This is a genomic window from Martinezella tropici, assembly GCF_003287875.1.
Lineage (GTDB): Bacteria > Pseudomonadota > Alphaproteobacteria > Rhizobiales > Rhizobiaceae > Rhizobium > Rhizobium tropici_C.
Map to the genome: position 1 here is coordinate 255,465 of NZ_QMKK01000044.1, position 19,020 is coordinate 274,484.

Consider the following 19,020-nt stretch of genomic DNA (forward strand, 5'->3'; position numbering starts at 1 on the left):
GCTACGGCTGGATGTCGCTTTCGCGCTTTGCAACGGGCGGCCGGCTCATTATGTTTTCGCGATATCATAGATACTTGCGAAGATCCGATGAGCCCCAAAGAGCTGAAAGCCCGATACCGTAACGAATGCCTGGCGGCGCGCGATGCCATTCCGGCCGATGAGCGCATCGAAAAAGGCCTTGCCATGCTTGCCCATGGCGGCGATGTCATCGATGTCGAACCGGGGACCGTTGTCTCCGGCTTTCTGCCAATCCGCTCCGAAGTGGATATAAGGCCGCTGATGGCGCGGCTGCGGGAACGTGGTGCACGGCTTTGCGTGCCCGTCATCCTCGACCGCAACACGATCGTCTTCCGGGAGCTTGTCGCGGATGCGCCGCTGGTTCCCGTCGGATTCGGGACTTTCGGCCCGGGTCCCGATGCGGCGGTGTTCGATCCCGATGTCATGCTCGTGCCGCTTTCGGCCTTTGACAGAAGCGGGCATCGCATTGGTTATGGGGCGGGCCATTACGATCGCGCTATCGAGCGCTTGCATCAAAAAGGCTTGAATCCCCAGCTGATCGGCATTGCATTCGATTGCCAAGAAGTGCCATCAGTACCGGCTGAGCCGCATGATGTCCGTCTTGACGCGATTTTGACCGAGAGCGGACTCAATTTCGTTTCGGAAGTGATTGGATAGCGAATGCGGCTGCTTTTTCTGGGAGATATGGTCGGCAAGACGGGACGAACCGCGGTGTGGGAACGCCTGCCGGGGCTCGTATCCGACCTGAAGCTCGATTTCGTCATCGTCAATGGCGAAAACGCCGCCGGCGGATTCGGTATCACCGAGGATATCTTCCTAGAAACGATCAATGCCGGCGCCGATGTCGTGACAACGGGCAACCATGTCTGGGACCAGAAGGAAGCCGTTGTATTCTGCGAGCGCCACGACCAGTTCCTGCGCCCCGCCAACTATCCGGCCGGCACGCCCGGCCGCGGCTCCGGCCTCTATTATGCCCGCAACGGCGCCCGCGTCCTCGTCGCCAACATCATGGGCCGCGTCTTCATGCATCCTGAGCTGGACGATCCCTTCAAGTCGGCAGAAGCCATTCTTGATGCCTGCCCGCTGAAGGAACAGGCCGATGCGATCGTCTTCGATTTTCATGCAGAGGCGACGAGCGAGAAACAGTGTTTCGGCCATTTCGTCGATGGCCGTGCAAGCTTCGTCGTCGGCACCCATACGCATGTGCCGACCGCGGACGCGCAGATCCTCAATGGCGGCACCGCCTATATGTCGGATGCCGGCATGTGCGGCGATTACGATTCTTCGCTCGGCATGGACAAAGAGGAACCGTTGAACCGCTTCATTTCGAAGATGCCGAAGGGACGTTTCGAGGCGGCTTCGGGGCCTGCCACCATCTGTGGCGTCGGTGTCGAGATTTCCGACACGACGGGATTGGCCGAAAAAATCGCGCCGCTGCGGCTCGGACCGCGTCTTGCGGAAACCATTCCAGATTTCTGGCGCTGATCGCTGCACCAGAGCCGGATGATTTTAGGTCAGGTCGACCTAAAATCTGAATCCGCTCTATAATTCATCATCGGCATATGATGACGCGATTGTGAGCAATCCCATCTGATTGCCGCTGGACCCGTTTCCGATCATGCCGCATCCTTCGGCCACTATCTGGCTTGAGGGGATGGCATGTTACAGCGATTTCCTGTCCTTGCCGTGTTTTTCCTGGCGATCATCCTCAGCTGGAACGTCGCGGACGCCCAGCAGAATCCGGTTCCTCCGCAACCCAGCCAATGCCAGGCGATCGCGCAGTCCCTGCCCAAGGCGACATTCGTCAGCTTTTCTCCTCCCGGTCCGACGCTCGCCAATAATCCGGTTAATGGTGATGTGAAGATCACCTTCCTCGGCCATGCCACGCTTTTCATCGAAACGCCGGGCGGCGTTTCCATCGCCACGGATTATAGCGGCGCCTATCCACCGCCCTATACGCCTGAGGTCGTGACGATGAACAAGGCGCATCCGAGCCACTACACGCTGACGCCAGACCCGGCGATCAAATATGTGCTGCATGGATGGAGCGACGTGCCCGGAGAGCCGGCAAAGATCCGCATGACCGTCGGTGATACGCTGATCCGCAATGTCGTCACCGATATTCGTTCCTGGGGTGGCGGCATCGAAGCCAACGGCAATTCGATCTTCATCTTCGAGGTGGCGGGCCTCTGTATCGGCCACCTCGGGCATCTGCATTTCGAACTCACCGACCAGCAATATGCCGAAATCGGCCGGCTCGATGTCGTGATGGTGCCGGTCGACGGCGGCTTGACCATGGGGGCCGACAGCATGAGCCGCGTGGTGAAAAGGCTGCGCTCGTCGCTCATCCTGCCCATGCATCGCTGGGGTCCACCGGTCGATCAGTTCCTGGCCCTGTTCGGTCCCGATTTCGATGTCGGCTATGCGCCGACCGCGAGCGTCACGGTGTCGGTGAAGACCCTGCCGCGCAAGCCGCTGATCTATGTGCTCAAGGGGCTATGACGATTTTCGTTGAGATATATATCCCGCCCATCTATGCAACTTCCACTGGTCATGATTGATTGTGCTGTACCATTGGGGGAAGCGCATGAATCGGGTTCTTTTCACTGCATTAGTAGCTGCGGCGTTGTCGGGCTGCATCTCATCAAACCCGGTCAACACGACGCCCGATGGCTATCGCATCGAAAAATTCAGCCAGGGAACGGTTTCTGTTGGCAAGAGCGCAAATCTGTTAGCGGCTGGCAGTTGGAGCGTGTCTTGCCCAGCCGATGCGATGACCGACAAACGCAATTGTAGCATTACGTCCCTATCGGGGGCTTTGTTCATTGACTACGGCAGTTCGCCGACACCCCAACGCGTCTGCCTCTTGTCACATGATGCGCCGGGCATGACTGCATTGATCAGAGTCGATAGCCATCCGGCGGTAGCTACCGATACACATGGTTGCGTTCCGGCAAGCCGGATCATTCAACAGATGAGAAGCGGCAGTACTTTTCTGGCGCGCGTCGGCGCCATCAATGACTGGTCGCCCGATCTACGACCCGTAATCAAGGACGAACGCGCATCGCTCGAGGGATTGAACAAGGCCATGGAAACCGTCGGCGATATTCGGGCAGGCAAGCTTGCCGTCAAGCCATAGGAATGTGGCGGAAGGCCCCGACCGACACCATTATTCGGCTTTTCACTTGAATGAAGGCCGCTTCGCTCTTATAAGGCGGCCATTCCCAACAAAAGACGTGAACAGGGGTGCCATGGCTGGCCATTCACAGTTTAAAAACATCATGCACCGCAAGGGCCGTCAGGACGCGGTGCGGTCGAAAATGTTCTCCAAGCTGGCGCGCGAAATCACGGTCGCTGCCAAGATGGGTCTGCCCGACCCGGCCATGAACGCAAGCCTGCGTCTGGCGATCCAGAACGCCAAGGCGCAGTCGATGCCGAAGGACAATATCGATCGCGCCATCAAGAAGGCTTCCGGTGCCGACACCGAGAATTACGATGCGATCCGTTACGAGGGCTACGGCCCGGGCGGCACGGCGATCATCGTCGAAGCACTGACCGACAACCGCAACCGCACGGCGTCCAACGTCCGCTCGATCTTCACCAAGGCCGGCGGTGCGCTTGGCGAAACCGGCTCGGTGTCCTTCTCCTTCGATCACGTCGGCGAAATCACCTACAAGCCTTCCGCCGGCGATGCCGACAAAGTCATGGAAGCGGCGATCGAAGCCGGTGCCGATGACGTCGAAAGCGATGAAGAAGGCCATGTGATCATCTGCGCCTTCGAATCTCTCGGCGAGGTCGCCAAGGCGCTCGAAGCGACGCTCGGCGAAGCCGAAACTGTCAAGGCGATCTGGCGCGCGCAGAACAACGTGCCGGTCGATGAAGAAAAGGCTCAGTCGCTGATGAAGCTCATCGAAAACCTGGAAGACGATGACGACGTTCAGAACGTCTATTCGAACTTCGAAGTTTCTGACGAAGTTCTGGCCAAGCTCTCGGCCTGATCCTTTGCAGTTATTCAAGAAAAGCCGGCTGTAGAAACGCAGCCGGCTTTTCGCGTTATGGAGCTGTCGCGCGGATAAAATCGTCGCGGAAGGTGAAGAGATCCGGTGCGGCGACATCGGAGACTGCCCAGAAGACCAGTCCATCCGCATGCCATTCGACGAAATTGTAGCCCTCCTTCTCGGCATTGTTTTTGGCTCGCGCAGCGCCCGGCCAGATGAAGAGATTGATGACATGGCCGTGCCGGCGATAGATCAGCGCCGCCACCACCCGCCCGTCGAGATAATCCACCCTGCCACCGACGAGAGGGAAGCCCTGTGTCGCCAGATCGACCACGGGCGGGGAGAAATCGATCTTGCCGTTGAACCATGGTTTGACCGTGTGCTGGTCTGAGGTCAGCACGTCGGTCAGATGGTCGGCGAGCATCGAGCGCACATGGCTTGCGAGAAGCTGATCCTCGATCGTCTGGCTCTGCTGCTGCACGTTCAGCACCAGCATGAGGCTGGCGGCGAGAACGGCAAGCGAGGGCACGAAGCTCCATTCGCGCACGAGCCGCCAGACATGCTGCCACGGGCTCTCCGTGTGGCTCACGGCTGCGCGCCTCATCATGGATTGCTCCAGCGTGAGTGCCGCCTGCACGCGGGCATGGACGGTATCAGGCGCCTGCCATTTTACACCCTCGCGTGCGGAAAGACGCTTGACCATCAGGGCATTCTCCATCTCGCCGGCGCAGTCCCGGCAGGTGGCCAGATGTGCCTCGAAGCGCGCGGCATTGGCTGCGTCAAGTTCGCCGTCGATGAAGCCGTGCAGCAGGTCGTTCCATTCGCCGTGATCATTATGGTCTCCGCCGTTCATCGTGCCGCCCCTTTTCCTTCGAGGCTGCGCCAGACTTCGCCGAAATCACGGCGGGCGCGGGCGAGGCGCGACATGACGGTGCCGATCGGCGCATCGATGATCTCGGCGATTTCCTTGTAGGAGAGATCCTCGAGTTCGCGCAGGACCAGAACCTCGCGCATGGCATCAGGCAGCCTGTTGATGACCTCGCGCACGCGCTGCGTTTCCGACTTGCGGATGAAGGCCGCCTCGGGCGTATCCTCCTCGGAGGCGGGATCAGGGGAAGGCGAGCCTTCATCCGAATCCCGTTCGTCCGACATCGGCTGCTCATAGCGGGTCTTGCGCCGCCCCTCCTGCAGCCAGGCGTGATAGCAGTTGCGGACGATGGTGAAGGTCCATGCGCGGGCATCGCCATCGCGAAAGCCGCCGAAGCCGCGATAGGCGCGAAGATAGGCCTCCTGCACGATATCCTGCGCGGCATCGGCATCACGGCTCAGGAAACGCGCGAAATTATAAGCGGCGTCGAGATGCGGGATGATCGTTTGCTGGAAGCGGCGCATGCTCTCGTCGGGCAGCGCGGTCGCGTGCTTCAATGGCTCCGCGCTGGCAGCGGATTGAGCGACCGCCATCTGGACGGCGTGATTGCCGGGCTTTGCCTCGGCAATGAAACGGCGCAGGCGAGCCAGAAATCGGGCAAACCTGCCGATCGCGGTGTTTTGCGGCGAGTGCCATGTCCATGGGCGGGGCTGGCCGCCAAGTATCATCGAACTCATAGATCGGGCGTCTGTCATCGTGATCCCCGCAAAACGCCGCTGCTGACTGTAAGCTTCAGCTAAGGCGCTTGCAATGTTGCCTGAGAGGCTAGATCGCGCTTGCGCGGGTTTTATTCCCGGTCGGATGAAAAAATCAAAGGCGAGGGAATGCGGAATGTCCGTCATCCCGTCCGCCAATCCCTCACCGCTAAAATAATCAAATAGATTTCAATGGCTTGCAAGAAATCTTCGGTCGAGGGGGAATAAGCGCTCATCACCATCGATCTTCTTCCTCAGTGGACGGCCGCGATCGCTTGCGACCTCCGCCTGGCCCGAAAAGCCATAATCCCGAGGAGATACCGCGATGTTTGATATGACCCGCCGCGCCGTGCTCGGCACGGCTGCAGCTGCGGCAGCCTTCGGGCTGTCGTCGAAGCTCGAATTCATACCGCAAGCCTTTGCCGCCACGCCGCTGGAGCCGACGGTCGGCTTCTACAAATACAAGGTCGGTTCGATCGAGGTCACGGCCATCTATGACGGCATCTGGCGCAAGCCGCACGATCCGGCCTTCATCAAGAACGCCTCCGTCGAAGACACCAAGGAAGCGCTTTCCAAGGCCGGTCTGACCACCGACTTCATGCCCATTCCGCTGACCGTCGTCGTCCTCGATATTGGCGGCCGCAAGATCATGATGGACGCCGGCTCCGGTGTCGGACAGTGGCAGACCAATGCCACGCATCTGCCAGCCAACATGGCTGCCGCCGGCATCGACTACAAGAAGATCGATACGATCATGATCTCGCATTTCCATCCCGACCACGTCTGGGGCCTGATGGAAAAGGGAACGAATGCGGCCGTCTTCCCGAATGCCGAGCTGGTCGTCAACGCGGCCGAATACAACTGGTGGACCGATCCCGGCCGTGTCGACAAGCTGGCGGAGGGCCGCAAGGAAGCCGGCCGGCGCATCGCCTCCGTCTTCCCGACATGGAAGAACTGGAAGCTGGTCGACGACAATGCGGAAGTGGCGTCCGGCGTGCATATGCTGGCCGCCTATGGTCACACGCCCGGCCATTCGGTCTTCCTCATCGATGGCGGTAGCGAACAGCTGATGGTCTCGGCCGATATCATGTATGTGCCGGCGCTGCTCGCACCTCATCCGGAATGGGAAGGTACCTACGACCAGGACGGCCCGATGGCCGTCGCCACCCGCCGCAGGCTGATCGACCGCGTCATTGCCGACAAGATCAGGATCTGCGGCTCGCACTTCCCATTCCCGGGCTCCGGCACTTTCGTCAAGGACGGCAATGCCTACGGATTTACCCCCACCATCCAGGCCTGAGTGGCCAGAAAGAGGAGCAACTACCATGTTCAGACATGCCATTTTCGGGATCGCCGGCCTGTGCGCTGTCGCCATCCTTCCGGCCGCAACGGCAGGCGTTGCCTTTGCCGTCGATAATATGGAATCGACCGATGCGCCGGACCTGACCTCCGTGCGTGCCAAGATCGCCGCCAAGGACTATGCCGGAGCACTCGCCGAGCTTCGCGATATCGCCGAGGAGCACGAGCAGGCCGATGTCTACAATCTGATGGGCTTCACCCTGCGCAAGACCGGCGACTTCAAGACATCGCTGACCTACTACACCAAGGCCCTGGAACTGCAGCCGAATCATAAGGGCGCGCACGAATATCTCGGCGAACTCTATGTCGAGACCGGTGATATGCCCAAAGCCCGCGAGCAGCTGGCAACGCTGACCAAGCTTTGCCCTAGTGGATGCGAGGAGCTTGAGGACCTGACCAAGGCGATCTCCGCCAAGGCAACCAACTGACGCTGTGTTTCAAACGATCCGGTGCCCTTCCATTCGATCATGTCGTGGGGATACCGCCGGACAGGATCGGAAATCTATGAATCTGACGGGAAGGAGATGGTCATGGAATTCGAAGAGGGGAGTGCAGTTCTCGTGAACATGACCGATATGGCATTGCTGTTCGGTCGCATACTGCTGTCGCTGCTCTTCCTGGAAGAGGGCATCGAACTTGCCAGCAATTTGGACAATGCCTTGGATGCCATGGCCAGGCTTGGTGTCACGGCTCCCATCGCGGTTGCAACCATCGTGCTGCAGCTTGGCGCGGGTCTCGCCATTGCGCTTGGCCTGATGACCCGGTTGGCCGCATTTGGCCTCGGCCTGTTCTGCTTGCTGACGGCGATGCTCTTTCACACGAACTTCGCCAGCCACAACGAGCTGCTGCATTTCGAAAAGGATTTGGCGATCGCCGGCGGCATGTTCGCGCTGACCGTCGCCGGCGCCGGCAAGCTGTCGCTCGACATACTCATCCGGCGCCACTGGAAGACGAGGCTCGTGGCTTGAGCCGTCGATTGGCCGGTGAGCCGACCAACGGGTTTCTGCTCACCAATTGGACTGTTTTGAGAATCAGGAAACCTTCTTGAAGCTCGGAAGCGTTGCGAAGAGTTCCACCGACTTCAGCCGCGCCTTGATGTCATGGATCGGCATCGAAATGATCACTTCATCAGCCTCCGTATCCCGGATGAACTGCGAAATCTTCTTTTCGGCCGTCTCAGGTGAGCCAACGATGGCATAGCGCAGCGTATTTTCCACATTCAGCTTTTCCATCGGCGTCCAGAAATCGTCCATGTCGCTGCGCGGGCGCGGGAAGGGGCCGCGCACGTTGCGGCGGAGATTGACGAATTGCTGTTGGGCGGAGGTGAAGTGATACTGCGCTTCTTCGTCCGTATCGGCCACAGCGCCCATGGCGCCGACCATCACATAGGGCTTATCGATCGTGGCCGAGGGCGTGAAGCGCTCACGGTAGATGGCGATGGCATCCATCAGGGCTTCCGGCGCGAAATGCGAGGCGAAGGCATAGGGCAGGCCGAGCATGGCGGCGAGATGGGCGCTGTAAAGGCTGGAGCCGAGCAGCCAGATGGGGATGTTGGCGCCATGGCCGGGAACGGCAAGGATGACCTGATTATCGTCGGCCGGGCTGAAGAGGTGCTGCAGTTCGACGATATCCTGCGGGAAACTCTGCGCACCGGCATCGATATTGCGCCGCAGGGCTTGCGCCGTGCGCATGTCCGTGCCCGGCGCGCGCCCAAGGCCGAGATCGACGCGGCCGGGAAACAATGCTTCCAGCGTGCCGAATTGCTCGGCAATCACCAGCGGTGAGTGGTTCGGCAGCATGACGCCGCCCGAACCGATGCGGATGCGCGAGGTTGCCGCGCCGACATGGCCGATGACGACCGACGTCGCGGCGCTGGCGACACCCGGCATGCCGTGATGCTCGGCAAGCCAGAATCGGTTGTAGCCCAGCTCTTCCGCCTTCTGCGCCATGCGCTTCGAACTCTCGAAGGACTGGCTGATGGTGCTGCCTTCGGCAACGGGCGAAAGATCGAGGATGGAAAAGGGAACCATGGCAAGAACCTGCGTGGTGGAAAGGAGGGGTTGCTTGCACATGTAGGAGCACTGCACGCCTATTCCAAACCCTGTCGCCGCAATTTCGTCACGATGTTTTCAGCGCGGCTCCGGCAATCGCAATCTGTCCCTTGTTTTTGTTTTGTTCACATTTCGCTGGCACATGTCGGGCCTGAAAGATAGGTTTGATCCATGCAAAATACGATTCGCATCATCGGCATCGATCCGGGCTTACGCCGCACCGGCTGGGGTATCATCGATACCCTAGGCAACTCCCTGCGTTTCGTCGCGTCGGGAACCGTGACGTCGGATGGCGACATGGATCTCGCATCCCGCCTTTGTCAGCTTCATGACGGTCTTGCCGATATCGTGCACAGCTACAAACCGGATGAGGCCGCGGTCGAACAGACCTTCGTCAACAAGGATGCGGTGGCGACGCTGAAGCTTGGGCAGGCGCGGGGCGTCGTCATGCTGGTGCCGGCACGCGCCGGCCTGCCGGTGTCGGAATATGCGCCGAATGCCGTCAAGAAGGCCGTCATCGGCGTCGGCCACGGCGAGAAGCAGCAGATCCACATGATGTTGAAGATCCTGATGCCCAAGGTCGAGTTCAAGGGCAATGACGCCGCCGACGCGCTGGCTATCGCCATATGCCATGCCCATAACCGCGGCACCAGCAGACTGCGGCAGGCAGCACTGGCCGGATAGTTTGTTCTTGACTTGTTCCCATGGTAATGATAATTCTTACTTTGTAATTGGAGAGTAAGAATGCGTGTGACATCCAAGGGACAGGTGACTATCCCCCGCGACTTGCGTCAGTTGGCTGGCATAGAGCTCAACAGCGAGGTCATATTCTCCATCGAGGATGGAAAGCTGGTTGTTTCGCCCAAGAACGGCAAGCGGGAGATTGAGGATCGGCAGCGGCTCGATCGGTTCATGGCTACCCTCAAGCGCCTGGAAGGCACCGGTGATCAGGATATCGACGCCGAAGCGCTGATGTCGATGACGCGTGACCGGTAGGCATGGTCACCATCGTCGACACGAATGTGTTGGTTGATCTGGCGATATCTGGTTCAGCCTGGCACGGCTGGTCCAGTGGGCAGGTTCTTTCAGCTTTCAAGCGAGGACCGGTGGTTATCAACCCCATTATCTACGCGGAATTCTCTGTGCGTTATAGCAGCATGGATCAAGTGGACGAGCTGCTGCCGCAAAGCGAATTTCGCCGTGAAAGCCTTCCCTGGCCAGCAGCATTTGCCGCAGCAGCGGCTTTTAGGGTTTATCGGCAGGCTGGCGGTGGAAGAGACCGCATTCTTCCAGACTTTCTGATCGGAGCACACGCTGCAGTGCGCGGCTATTCCATATTGACGCGAGATCCGAAGGGTTACCGCTCCTACTTTCCCTCGCTCGACCTCATCACCCCCGAAACCCATCCCTGACGGACATTATCCATGATCGGCAAGCTGAAAGGCACAATCGAAGAGATCGGCGAAGACTATGTGCTCGTGGACGTGCACGGCGTTTGCTACGTCGCCTATTGCTCGGCCCGGACGCTGTCGAAACTCGGTTCGGTCGGCGAGGCCTGCATTCTCTTCATCGAGACCTATGTCCGTGAAGACCAGATCCGCCTTTTCGGCTTCATGACGGCGCTGGAGCGCGAATGGTTCAACATCGTGCAGACGGTTCAAGGCGTGGGCGCGAAGGTGGCGCTGGCTTTGCTGTCGACCCTGACGCCGGCCGAGCTTGCCAATGCGATCGCCTTGCAGGATCGTGCTGCCGTTTCGCGGGCGCCCGGTGTCGGCCCGAAGGTCGCCATGCGTATCGTGACGGAACTGAAGAACAAGGCACCCGCCTTTGCCGGCGATGCCGCCAATATCGGGCTCAAGCAGGAGCTTGGGGAAGGTGTTGCCGCAGCGCCCGTTGCCGACGCCGTCTCGGCGCTGACCAATCTCGGCTATTCCCGCGATCAGGCCGCCAACGCCATCGCCGCGGCAATGAAGGCAGCTGGCGAGGGTGCCGACAGCGCCAAGCTGATCCGCCTCGGCTTGAAGGAACTGTCGCGGTGAGGCTTTGCACCTTCCGCAATCCTTACTATTGTCGCAAAGTCGAGAGATCGACATGGGGTGCTCCGTCGTCAAAGACTATTTTTGAGTGCGGCAGAATAAATGCTGCCTTCGGCGCGGGAGCCGCAAAACGCATACCGGAAATGGAACCTCTGACATGAGTGAAGCCGCACGTCTGATATCGCCGGAAAAGCGGGGCGAAGACATCGATGCGACGCTCAGGCCGCAATCGCTGGACGAGTTTACCGGCCAGGCGGAAGCGCGCGCCAATCTGAAGGTCTTCATCGAGGCGGCCAAGGGGCGGGGCGAGGCGCTGGATCATGTGCTGTTCGTCGGCCCACCCGGCCTCGGCAAGACGACCTTGGCGCAGATCATGGCCAAGGAACTCGGCGTCAACTTTCGCTCGACGTCCGGTCCGGTCATCGCCAAGGCGGGCGATCTGGCGGCGCTGCTCACCAATCTCGAAGAGCGCGACGTACTCTTCATCGACGAGATCCATCGGCTCAATCCGGCCGTCGAAGAAATCCTCTATCCTGCGATGGAAGATTTCCAGCTCGATCTCATTATCGGCGAAGGCCCGGCGGCGCGTTCGGTGAAAATCGATCTCGCCAAGTTCACGCTGGTTGCTGCCACCACCCGCCTCGGCTTGCTGACGACGCCGCTGCGCGACCGTTTCGGCATTCCGGTACGTCTGAGTTTCTATACGGTCGAAGAGCTGGAGCTGATCGTTCGGCGCGGTGCGAGGCTGATGGGCCTCGGTATGACCGACGAGGGTGCGCGCGAGATTGCAAGACGCGCCCGCGGCACGCCGCGCATCGCCGGCCGCTTGCTGCGCCGCGTGCGCGATTTCGCCGAGGTCGCCAAGGTCGAAGCGGTGACGCGCGAGATTGCCGACGAGGCGCTGACACGGCTTCTCGTTGACAATGTCGGCTTCGACCAGCTCGACAAGCGCTACCTCAATATGATCGCGGTCAATTTTGGCGGCGGGCCGGTCGGTATCGAGACCATAGCCGCCGGGCTTTCCGAGCCGCGGGATGCGATCGAGGATATTATCGAGCCCTACATGATCCAGCAGGGCTTTATCCAACGCACGCCGCGCGGCCGTGTTTTGACCGCGATTGCCTGGAAACATCTCGGCCTGCAGCCACCCAAGGATCTGGAGGCCGCGCAGTTCGGGTTGTTCCGGGAGGAAGATTGAATGCTCGGCCGTCGTGCCTTCCTGAAGCTTTTCGGCGGCAGCATGTTCGGATTGATGGCACTCGGGGGATATGCCTTCGGCTATGAGCCGGTCGTTCGTCTCAATGTCACCCGCTACGCCTTGGTCCCGCCGGGATGGGCGCCTGGGCTGAAGCTCAGGATCGTGGCGCTTGCCGATTTTCATGCCTGCGAGCCATGGATGAATGCCGAGCGCATCGCTTCGATCTGTGACCGCGCAAACCAGCTCGGCGGCGACATTATTTTGCTGCTCGGCGATTATACGTCGGGAACGGACCTTATTACCTCACGCGTCGATCATCGTATCTGGGCGGCGGAACTGGCAAAGCTGCAGGCGCCGCTCGGGGTTCATGCCATCCTCGGCAATCATGATTGGTGGCATGATTCGAGCGCGCAAAGAACCGGCCATGGGCCGACATTCAGCCATCGGGCATTGGAAGCTGTTGGCATCGAAGTCTATTCCAACCGCGCGGCACGCCTGGAGAAGAACGGACAAGGCTTCTGGCTTGCCGGCGTCGAGGATCAGCTCGCGCTGCGCCGGAGCATGCGCTGGAAGCGTCCCTTCACCAAGGGGCTGGACGATCTCGGCGGCACGCTGGCGCAGGTCGGCGATGATGCGCCTGTGATCCTTCTCGCCCATGAGCCCGATATCTTTCCCGCCGTTCCCCAGCGTGTCTCGCTCACTTTGTCGGGGCATACGCATGGCGGGCAGGTGAGGATTTTCGGCTGGTCGCCCTATTCGCCTTCGCGCTATGGCGACCGGTATGTCTATGGCCACATCGTCGAGGAGGCGCGCCATATCATCGTATCCGGCGGCCTCGGCTGTTCCATCGCGCCGGTCCGCTTCGGCGTTCCGCCTGAAATCGTCGTGATCGACGTGGGATAGGGGATCATGTCGAAACGCAAACTCATCAGATTGAATGCTGGTCCCCAGCGCTTCCAGATGCGCGTTGCGGGCCTTGGATTTCGGGACGGCCATGTCCTGGTGCATCGCGCCGTGCACGAGCATTTCTGGACTTTTCCCGGCGGCCGCGCGGAGATCGGCGAGACCTCGCAAGAGACGTTGCGGCGGGAGATGATGGAGGAGATCGGCGTTAACGTTACGGTCGGGCGTCTGCTCTGGTCGGTCGAGAATTTCTTCCATTACGAAGAGATGGATTGGCATGAGCTCGGCCTCTATTATCTGATGGAGATTCCTGCCGACTTTCCCTTCGATTCGAAGGAAATCGTGCATCGCATTCAGGATGGCGACAACGATCTGGAGTTCAAATGGGTGCGGGCGACGCGCGATGCGCTGATTGCACTCGACATCCCGCCCTATTTCATCGCCGAAGAAATCGAGGCCTTGCCGCTGACGTCTCGCCATCTCGTCTGGCGGGATGGTGATCTCGACAAGGCTTGAGGAGGAGGCTTATGTCCGCTTTCGATCCGGTTCGCAGCTTTCGCAAGCTTGCCTATAACAATGCATTGGCGAATGTCCGGCTGCATCGTGCCTGTGCGGCCCTCCAGCCCGGCGAATTCGAGGCCAAGCGCGTCAGCTTCTTTCCGTCGATCAAGGCAACCCTCAATCATATCCTGACGGTCGACTGGTTCTACGTCGATGCGCTGGAAGGCGGCACTCTGGGCCTCAAAGCTTTTGATATCGAGGAGCCGTATGACCGGCTGGACGAGTTGAGCCAGGAGCAGGCCGACGTCGATCGCCGGCTGGTTGCTCTCTGCGAGGCGCTGACGCCGGAGATCGCGATGCGGATCATCGATATTCAACGCGACGGCCGCATCCAGCGGGAGAGGGCGGACGATGTGCTGAACCATCTGTTCCAGCATCAGACGCATCATCGCGGGCAGGCCCATGCCATGCTGGCCGGAGCCAGCGTCGCGCCGCCGCAGCTCGATGAGTTCATCGTTTCCGACGATGCGCGCTTCAGGGGCGAGGAATTGGCAGCGCTTGGTTGGGACGAAACGAAGCTGATGCGCTGAGATCGACTTGTGGCGATATCGTCTTCGCCAGCGTTTCGATCGTCCGCTGTAGCAACGCCTTTCCGCCGCCCTTCCATCCGAGCGCGCGGATCTTCGACGTATTCATGGCATTGGTTTCGTATGCCGTAGGCGCTGGCAGCGCGTGCGGACAGCCGGTTGCGCTTTGAAGATACCCCAGGATTTCGCGCGTGTCGGTGAGTATATCGGAGAGATTGAAGGCTTGGCCGTCAATGCGGGCAGCTTCCGTCTCCAGCAAAAGACGGATAGCGCGGCCTAGATCGCGGCCATGAACCTCGGTTCCAGAGCGCGGGGGAACCGGCCTGCCGCTCAGATAGTCGTCGAACAACGCGCCCCATTTGTTCGGTCGCAGGTCGCCATAGACGCCTGTCGCTCTCAGGCTCGTGGTCGCAAAGCCAGGCGTGGACAGAGAAAAAAGTGCGTGTTCGGCGTCGCGCTTCACCTCACCGTAGAGCGTGTTTGGCATCAGCTTGATCGCCTCGGTCAGCTCCTCTCCGGAAATCCTGTCTCCATAGACAGCACGGGAGGAGAGAAAGATGCAGCGACGAATGCCGGCCTTCCGCGCCGTCTCGAAAAGCCTGACCGAGCCGTCGAGATTGAGCCGGCGAAAGCCTTCCGGATCGTCCCCTTCGCCGCCGCGATATTTGCCGGCGACATGGCTGAAGGCGGCGTGCACGAAGAAATAGGCATCGTCGAAAGCGCCGCTCTGATTCTCCATCGGGTCAAGGCTTAAGGGGACGAAAGAGACGGGCTGCGAAAAGAGGCCCGATGGAAGCGGATTGCGTCCGCCGATCGCAACCTTGTATCCGGCTGATAACAGCTCTTCGGCGATGTATCGGCCGACGAGGCCTGTTCCGCCCGAGATCAGGATCTTCATGCCGCCGCCCGCGGATTTGCGAGCGTGGCGATATCGGGCATGTTTCCGCCGGCATGGAAGCTATGCCATAGCTCGATCAGTGGTCTCAGCTGTTCCGCCTTGGGGTGGTTTTCCTCCCAAGGTTTTTCATACTGGTAGTGCAGGATCGAAACACTGTTCCAATCCCAGAGCTCGGGCATGCTGAACCAGACATATTGCAGCATGTTCATAAAGATCGGCAGGCCGTGCCAATCCGGGAAGAAGGTCTCGAGAAAGGTCTGGTCCGTGCGCCGCCAGAAGACGTCGGGACGGTCGAGGCTCTCCAGCATATGCCGGAAGGTCGCAAGCGACGGCTTGGCGACGAAGACGCCCGAATTCAACCGGTGGAAATCGGCAAGGCTTTCATAGACGTTCGGGGCGGCCGAAAATTCAGGATAGTCGAAGAGCCTATCGACGTTTCTCAATACGAGCGCGTCCGCATCGATGAAGACGCAGGTGCCGTATTCGATCAGTTGCCAGAGTCGCAGCTTGCAGAAATTGTCGAGCGGCGTGTGGAAGGAGGGCTTGCGGCCCTTGGTGAATGGGGCGGCGGCGTGAAGATTGCCGCGGGCATGCCGCTCGTTGAAGGCATCCGACAAGGGAAGATGCTCGACTTCCACCAGCCGGCAGTCGAGTGCTGCCAATGGGGCGAGGTCGTTTTCGCCGATCCCTTCGGTATGCAACACGACGATGTCGGCTTTCGTGCGGCTGCGCACGATCGAGCGGGCAAGCGCCAGCGCACCCATGGCATAATCGGCATTCGTGACGAGCGTCACGAATGCCTGCCCGGCACGAGGGCGGCTGTGAGGCCGCAAGCCTTGCAGCATTTCGCTTCCAAGCATCATGATACGGACTTCAGCCTCTTGCCCTCGGGATCATGGTTGACCGTCGCGGCGAGATCCTTGGTCCAGGCGGAGATGGCCGGGACGCGCGAGCGATCGACGCGATAGGCATATTTCCTGGCGACGTCGACGATTTCGCTGAGAAGGCCGGCTTCAAGCGTGATCGGCGCCAGCCCGAGATCGAGGAATTTTTCGTTCTTGACGATCAGGTCGTTTTCGGGCGCTTCCTTGCGCGGATTGGGCAGACGGACGACTTCCGCGCCGCTCATCTTGGCGATCATCTCGGCGAGATCGCGCACGCGATGCGTTTCCGTCATCTGGTTGTAGATCTCGACGCGGGCGCCGCGAGCCGGCGGATTCTTTAGCGCGAGTTCGATGCAGCGCACCGAATCCTGAATATGGATGAAGGCGCGGGTCTGGCCGCCGGTGCCGTGTACGGTCAGGGGATAGCCGATGGCCGCCTGGATGAGGAAGCGATTGAGCACCGTGCCATAATCGCCGTCGTAATCGAAACGGTTGATCAACTGCTCATGCCGGCGCGTCTGTTCGGTGTGGGTACCCCAGACGATGCCCTGATGCAGGTCGGTGATCCTCAGCCCGTCATTCTTGGCATAGAATTGGAAAAGCAGCTGATCGAGGCACTTCGTCATATGGTAGATCGAGCCGGGATTGGCCGGATAGAGAATCTCCTGGCTGACGGTACGACCGTCGGCCGTGTCGATGCCGACGGGCAGATAGCCCTCCGGAATAGCGGCACCCACCGTGGAATAGCCATAGACGCCCATCGTGCCGAGATGCACGAGATGCGCGTCGAGATTGAGTTCGACGAGCGCGTTCAGGAGATTATGCGTGGCATTGACGTTGTTGTTGACCGTGTAGTTCTTGTGGCGGTCGCTCTTCATCGAATAGGGCGCGGCGCGCTGCTCGGCGAAATGCACGATGGCATCGGGGCGATGCTCGGCCAGCCACTTCTTCAGGAGCTCATAGTCCTTGGCCAGATCAATCAGGTGGAAATGGATGCGGCGGCCGGTTTCGGCGTGCCATATACGGGTGCGTTCCTGAATCGAATCCATCGGCGTCAGCGACTGGACGCCGAGTTCGGTATCGATCCATCGGCGGGAAAGATTGTCGAGGATGTGGATCTCATGACCGGCGTCGGAGAGGTGAAGCGAGGTTGGCCAACCGATGAATCCGTCACCGCCCATAACCGCTATTTTCATGAGATTTTTCCTTCTGCGCCGATCCGCTAGCCGGCACCATTCCGGATAGTCGGAGTTTATGACAATTGTTCAAAGCTTGCTTGATGGCAGAACTTCGGCCAAAGAGATGCCGGACATTCAAGGAGATGCGGCAACGATGAACAGCCCCTTTCTGATTGCTGGGGAACTGGAAGCCGGAAGCCACCGGCTGGTGCAGCGAGTCTACTATGAGGATACGGATTTTTCCGGCCTCGTCTATCACGCGCGCTACCTGCATTTCCTCGAGCGCGGACGCACGGACTATCTGCGTTGTCTCGGCGTGGAACAGCGTGAACTCCTGAATGCCGATGAAGAGGGGCTGGTTTTCGTCGTCCATCGCATGGAGATCGATTTCAAGGGACCGGCGCGCATGGATGACGTGCTGACGATCCGAACGGTCACGGAAAAGGCCGGCGGCGCCAAGATGGTGCTGTCCCAGGAGATACGGCGCGGCGATACATTGCTGATCGCCGCCAAGGTCATCATCGCTGTGATCAACGCGAAAGGACGCCCGCGCCGTCTGCCGGAAAAGCTTGCGGCGCAGATGCTGGCGGCATCGGAGAATGCCGGCTAGCAAAGGATTTGGCGTCTTCACGTTCGCCGCGCGGCGGGAGCAAAGACCGCATGTTGAAAACAGGCTGCTTGCAATAACTTGAGTTTTATGTGAAGGAATTCGCCGCGCAAGCTTTGTCTGCGTTTGCCGCCGGTTTCGTCCGGTCAGTTCTTCCCTGGAGCTCCCTGGAGCTAGAATAACCTTCGCTGCCGTTAAATCCTTCATGTTTCGACGCTAACATTCTTTTAACCATAATAGTGTCTTACTGGTTATGTCGGAGGTTGTGCGGTGCACGCCTTCCTTTGACCAAATTTGACGGCAAGAAGGCAGTTGTAAGCTTGGAAGGCTTGACCAGGGCGTTCAGCGGCGGCTGCCAAACAATTCTTGTGAGATCACTTTTAGCCGCCCGGTCTAGCGCCGGGCGTTTGGATTCGGGGATTTTGGATCAATGGAACAAGTAGCATTGGCGGCGGCCACCACACCGGACATCACCCTCTGGTCGCTCTTCATGCAGGCGGGCCTGGTAGTCAAGCTCGTGATGATCGGCCTGCTGGCAGCGTCCGTATGGACCTGGGCGATCGTCATCGACAAATATCTGAGCTATGCGCGAGCGCGCCGGCAGTTCGATCATTTCGAGCAGGTCTTCTGGTCTGGCCAGTCGCTCGAAGAACTGTACCGCACGCTTTCGGAGCGCAACAATACGGGCCTCAGCGCCATCTTCGTCGCTGCCATGCGCGAATGGAAGAAGTCCTTCGAGCGCGGCGCCCGCTCGCCGATCGGCCTGCAGATGCGTATCGACCGCGCCATGGACGTGACGCTGGCGCGTGAATCGGAACATTTGACGGCGCGCCTCGGATCGCTCGCGACCATCGGTTCTGCCGGTCCGTTCATCGGTCTTTTCGGTACGGTTGTCGGTATCATGACCTCGTTTCAGGCGATCGCCGGTTCGAAGTCGACCAACCTTGCGGTTGTTGCGCCTGGTATCGCCGAAGCGCTGCTGGCAACCGCCATCGGCCTGGTCGCCGCTATCCCCGCCGTTATCGCTTACAACAAGTTTTCTGGCGATGCCGGCAAGCTCTCGGGCCGCATGGAAGGTTTCGCGGACGAATTCTCCGCCATCCTTTCGCGCCAGATCGATGAGAAGCTGCAGCCGCGTCAGGCAGCGCAGTAAGTAGCGGACAGAACCGGAGTATTTCA

24 protein-coding genes are annotated in these 19,020 nt (G+C 59.8%); 18 read left to right on the top strand and 6 right to left on the bottom strand.

Annotated elements, in window-relative coordinates; genetic code table 11:
- Positions 1-87: 87 nt before the first annotated feature.
- From DQ393_RS19560 to DQ393_RS19575, 5 genes are all read left to right on the top strand, one after another.
- Positions 88-675 carry a 5-formyltetrahydrofolate cyclo-ligase gene (locus DQ393_RS19560; protein ID WP_112343391.1) on the top strand — a complete coding sequence of 196 codons (588 nt, stop codon included), beginning with the start codon at positions 88-90 and terminating at the stop codon, positions 673-675.
- Between the two features lie 3 nt (positions 676-678).
- Positions 679-1,503 (top strand): TIGR00282 family metallophosphoesterase, encoded by an 825-nt coding sequence (locus tag DQ393_RS19565; protein WP_112343392.1) that lies wholly within the window; start codon positions 679-681, stop codon positions 1,501-1,503.
- A 174-nt stretch (positions 1,504-1,677) separates the two neighbouring features.
- Positions 1,678-2,520 (top strand): MBL fold metallo-hydrolase, encoded by an 843-nt coding sequence (locus tag DQ393_RS19570; protein ID WP_112343393.1) that lies wholly within the window; start codon positions 1,678-1,680, stop codon positions 2,518-2,520.
- An 85-nt stretch (positions 2,521-2,605) separates the two neighbouring features.
- Positions 2,606-3,157, top strand: coding sequence for a hypothetical protein (locus tag DQ393_RS33210; protein ID WP_146758988.1), 552 nt, complete (start codon positions 2,606-2,608; stop codon positions 3,155-3,157).
- Between the two features lie 112 nt (positions 3,158-3,269).
- Positions 3,270-4,016, top strand: a complete 747-nt coding sequence (locus DQ393_RS19575) for a YebC/PmpR family DNA-binding transcriptional regulator (protein WP_095435726.1) — start codon at positions 3,270-3,272, stop codon at positions 4,014-4,016.
- Positions 4,017-4,071: 55 nt separating this feature from the next.
- On the opposite strand, the gene DQ393_RS19580 is transcribed toward DQ393_RS19575, so the two are convergent.
- Together DQ393_RS19580 and DQ393_RS19585 are read right to left on the bottom strand one after the other, a co-directional pair.
- Positions 4,072-4,869 (bottom strand): anti-sigma factor family protein, encoded by a 798-nt coding sequence (locus DQ393_RS19580; RefSeq protein WP_112343394.1) that lies wholly within the window; start codon positions 4,867-4,869, stop codon positions 4,072-4,074.
- Positions 4,866-5,621: a sigma-70 family RNA polymerase sigma factor gene (locus DQ393_RS19585; RefSeq protein ID WP_181592389.1), complete on the bottom strand. Its 756-nt coding sequence runs from the start codon at positions 5,619-5,621 to the stop codon at positions 4,866-4,868. Before DQ393_RS19585 ends, DQ393_RS19580 begins: the two co-directional genes overlap by 4 nt.
- 343 nt (positions 5,622-5,964) lie before the next feature.
- Here DQ393_RS19585 and DQ393_RS19590 point away from each other — a divergent pair, with 343 nt between their 5' ends.
- The 3 genes from DQ393_RS19590 (at position 5,965) to DQ393_RS19600 (ending at position 7,966) form a co-directional block, all read left to right on the top strand.
- A complete protein-coding gene (locus tag DQ393_RS19590) occupies positions 5,965-6,939 on the top strand; it encodes an MBL fold metallo-hydrolase (protein WP_112343396.1) in 975 nt (324 codons plus the stop codon).
- 25 nt (positions 6,940-6,964) lie between these two features.
- Positions 6,965-7,426 (top strand): tetratricopeptide repeat protein, encoded by a 462-nt coding sequence (locus tag DQ393_RS19595; protein ID WP_112343397.1) that lies wholly within the window; start codon positions 6,965-6,967, stop codon positions 7,424-7,426.
- Between the two features lie 102 nt (positions 7,427-7,528).
- The gene (locus DQ393_RS19600) at positions 7,529-7,966 is read left to right on the top strand and encodes a DoxX family protein (protein ID WP_112343398.1); all 438 of its coding nucleotides are present in this window, start codon (positions 7,529-7,531) and stop codon (positions 7,964-7,966) included.
- A 63-nt stretch (positions 7,967-8,029) separates the two neighbouring features.
- On the opposite strand, the gene DQ393_RS19605 is transcribed toward DQ393_RS19600, so the two are convergent.
- Positions 8,030-9,028, bottom strand: coding sequence for an LLM class flavin-dependent oxidoreductase (locus tag DQ393_RS19605; protein ID WP_112343428.1), 999 nt, complete (start codon positions 9,026-9,028; stop codon positions 8,030-8,032).
- Positions 9,029-9,220: 192 nt separating this feature from the next.
- Here DQ393_RS19605 and ruvC point away from each other — a divergent pair, with 192 nt between their 5' ends.
- The 8 genes from ruvC to DQ393_RS19645 all read left to right on the top strand — a co-directional run bounded on the left by ruvC (position 9,221) and on the right by DQ393_RS19645 (position 14,277).
- Complete coding sequence (gene ruvC / locus DQ393_RS19610) at positions 9,221-9,733, top strand: crossover junction endodeoxyribonuclease RuvC (RefSeq protein WP_095435719.1); 513 nt, start codon at positions 9,221-9,223, stop codon at positions 9,731-9,733.
- Positions 9,734-9,793: 60 nt separating this feature from the next.
- Positions 9,794-10,045 carry an AbrB/MazE/SpoVT family DNA-binding domain-containing protein gene (locus tag DQ393_RS19615; protein WP_069611835.1) on the top strand — a complete coding sequence of 84 codons (252 nt, stop codon included), beginning with the start codon at positions 9,794-9,796 and terminating at the stop codon, positions 10,043-10,045.
- 2 nt (positions 10,046-10,047) lie between these two features.
- Positions 10,048-10,461, top strand: coding sequence for a type II toxin-antitoxin system VapC family toxin (locus DQ393_RS19620; protein WP_112343399.1), 414 nt, complete (start codon positions 10,048-10,050; stop codon positions 10,459-10,461).
- 12 nt (positions 10,462-10,473) lie between these two features.
- Complete coding sequence (gene ruvA / locus DQ393_RS19625) at positions 10,474-11,088, top strand: Holliday junction branch migration protein RuvA (protein WP_112343400.1); 615 nt, start codon at positions 10,474-10,476, stop codon at positions 11,086-11,088.
- A 154-nt stretch (positions 11,089-11,242) separates the two neighbouring features.
- The gene (gene ruvB, locus DQ393_RS19630) at positions 11,243-12,283 is read left to right on the top strand and encodes a Holliday junction branch migration DNA helicase RuvB (RefSeq protein ID WP_075851554.1); all 1,041 of its coding nucleotides are present in this window, start codon (positions 11,243-11,245) and stop codon (positions 12,281-12,283) included.
- Positions 12,284-13,186: a metallophosphoesterase gene (locus DQ393_RS19635; RefSeq protein ID WP_112343401.1), complete on the top strand. Its 903-nt coding sequence runs from the start codon at positions 12,284-12,286 to the stop codon at positions 13,184-13,186. It abuts the gene before it with no gap.
- A gap of 6 nt (positions 13,187-13,192) precedes the next feature.
- A complete protein-coding gene (locus DQ393_RS19640; RefSeq protein WP_181592387.1) occupies positions 13,193-13,702 on the top strand; it encodes an NUDIX hydrolase in 510 nt (169 codons plus the stop codon).
- An 11-nt stretch (positions 13,703-13,713) separates the two neighbouring features.
- A complete protein-coding gene (locus DQ393_RS19645; protein WP_112343402.1) occupies positions 13,714-14,277 on the top strand; it encodes a DinB family protein in 564 nt (187 codons plus the stop codon).
- Here DQ393_RS19645 and DQ393_RS19650 read toward each other — a convergent pair.
- Genes DQ393_RS19650 through DQ393_RS19660 form a run of 3 tightly spaced genes read right to left on the bottom strand, consistent with a single transcriptional unit; the run spans position 14,222 to position 17,252 of the window.
- Entirely contained in the window at positions 14,222-15,172 is a 951-nt protein-coding gene (locus tag DQ393_RS19650) for an NAD-dependent epimerase/dehydratase family protein (protein ID WP_112343403.1), read from the bottom strand. The two genes, DQ393_RS19645 and DQ393_RS19650, sit on opposite strands and share 56 nt — an antisense overlap.
- A complete protein-coding gene (locus DQ393_RS19655) occupies positions 15,169-16,032 on the bottom strand; it encodes a glycosyltransferase (protein WP_245430405.1) in 864 nt (287 codons plus the stop codon). Before DQ393_RS19655 ends, DQ393_RS19650 begins: the two co-directional genes overlap by 4 nt.
- Complete coding sequence (locus tag DQ393_RS19660) at positions 16,032-17,252, bottom strand: NAD-dependent epimerase/dehydratase family protein (protein ID WP_112343404.1); 1,221 nt, start codon at positions 17,250-17,252, stop codon at positions 16,032-16,034. The genes DQ393_RS19655 and DQ393_RS19660 overlap by 1 nt, the downstream gene beginning before the upstream one ends.
- A gap of 136 nt (positions 17,253-17,388) precedes the next feature.
- Between DQ393_RS19660 and ybgC the strand changes: the two genes are divergently transcribed.
- Together ybgC and tolQ are read left to right on the top strand one after the other, a co-directional pair.
- Positions 17,389-17,844 (top strand): tol-pal system-associated acyl-CoA thioesterase, encoded by a 456-nt coding sequence (gene ybgC / locus DQ393_RS19665; RefSeq protein WP_112343431.1) that lies wholly within the window; start codon positions 17,389-17,391, stop codon positions 17,842-17,844.
- Positions 17,845-18,271: 427 nt separating this feature from the next.
- Positions 18,272-18,994, top strand: coding sequence for a protein TolQ (tolQ, locus tag DQ393_RS19670; RefSeq protein WP_112343405.1), 723 nt, complete (start codon positions 18,272-18,274; stop codon positions 18,992-18,994).
- Positions 18,995-19,020 lie beyond the last annotated feature (26 nt).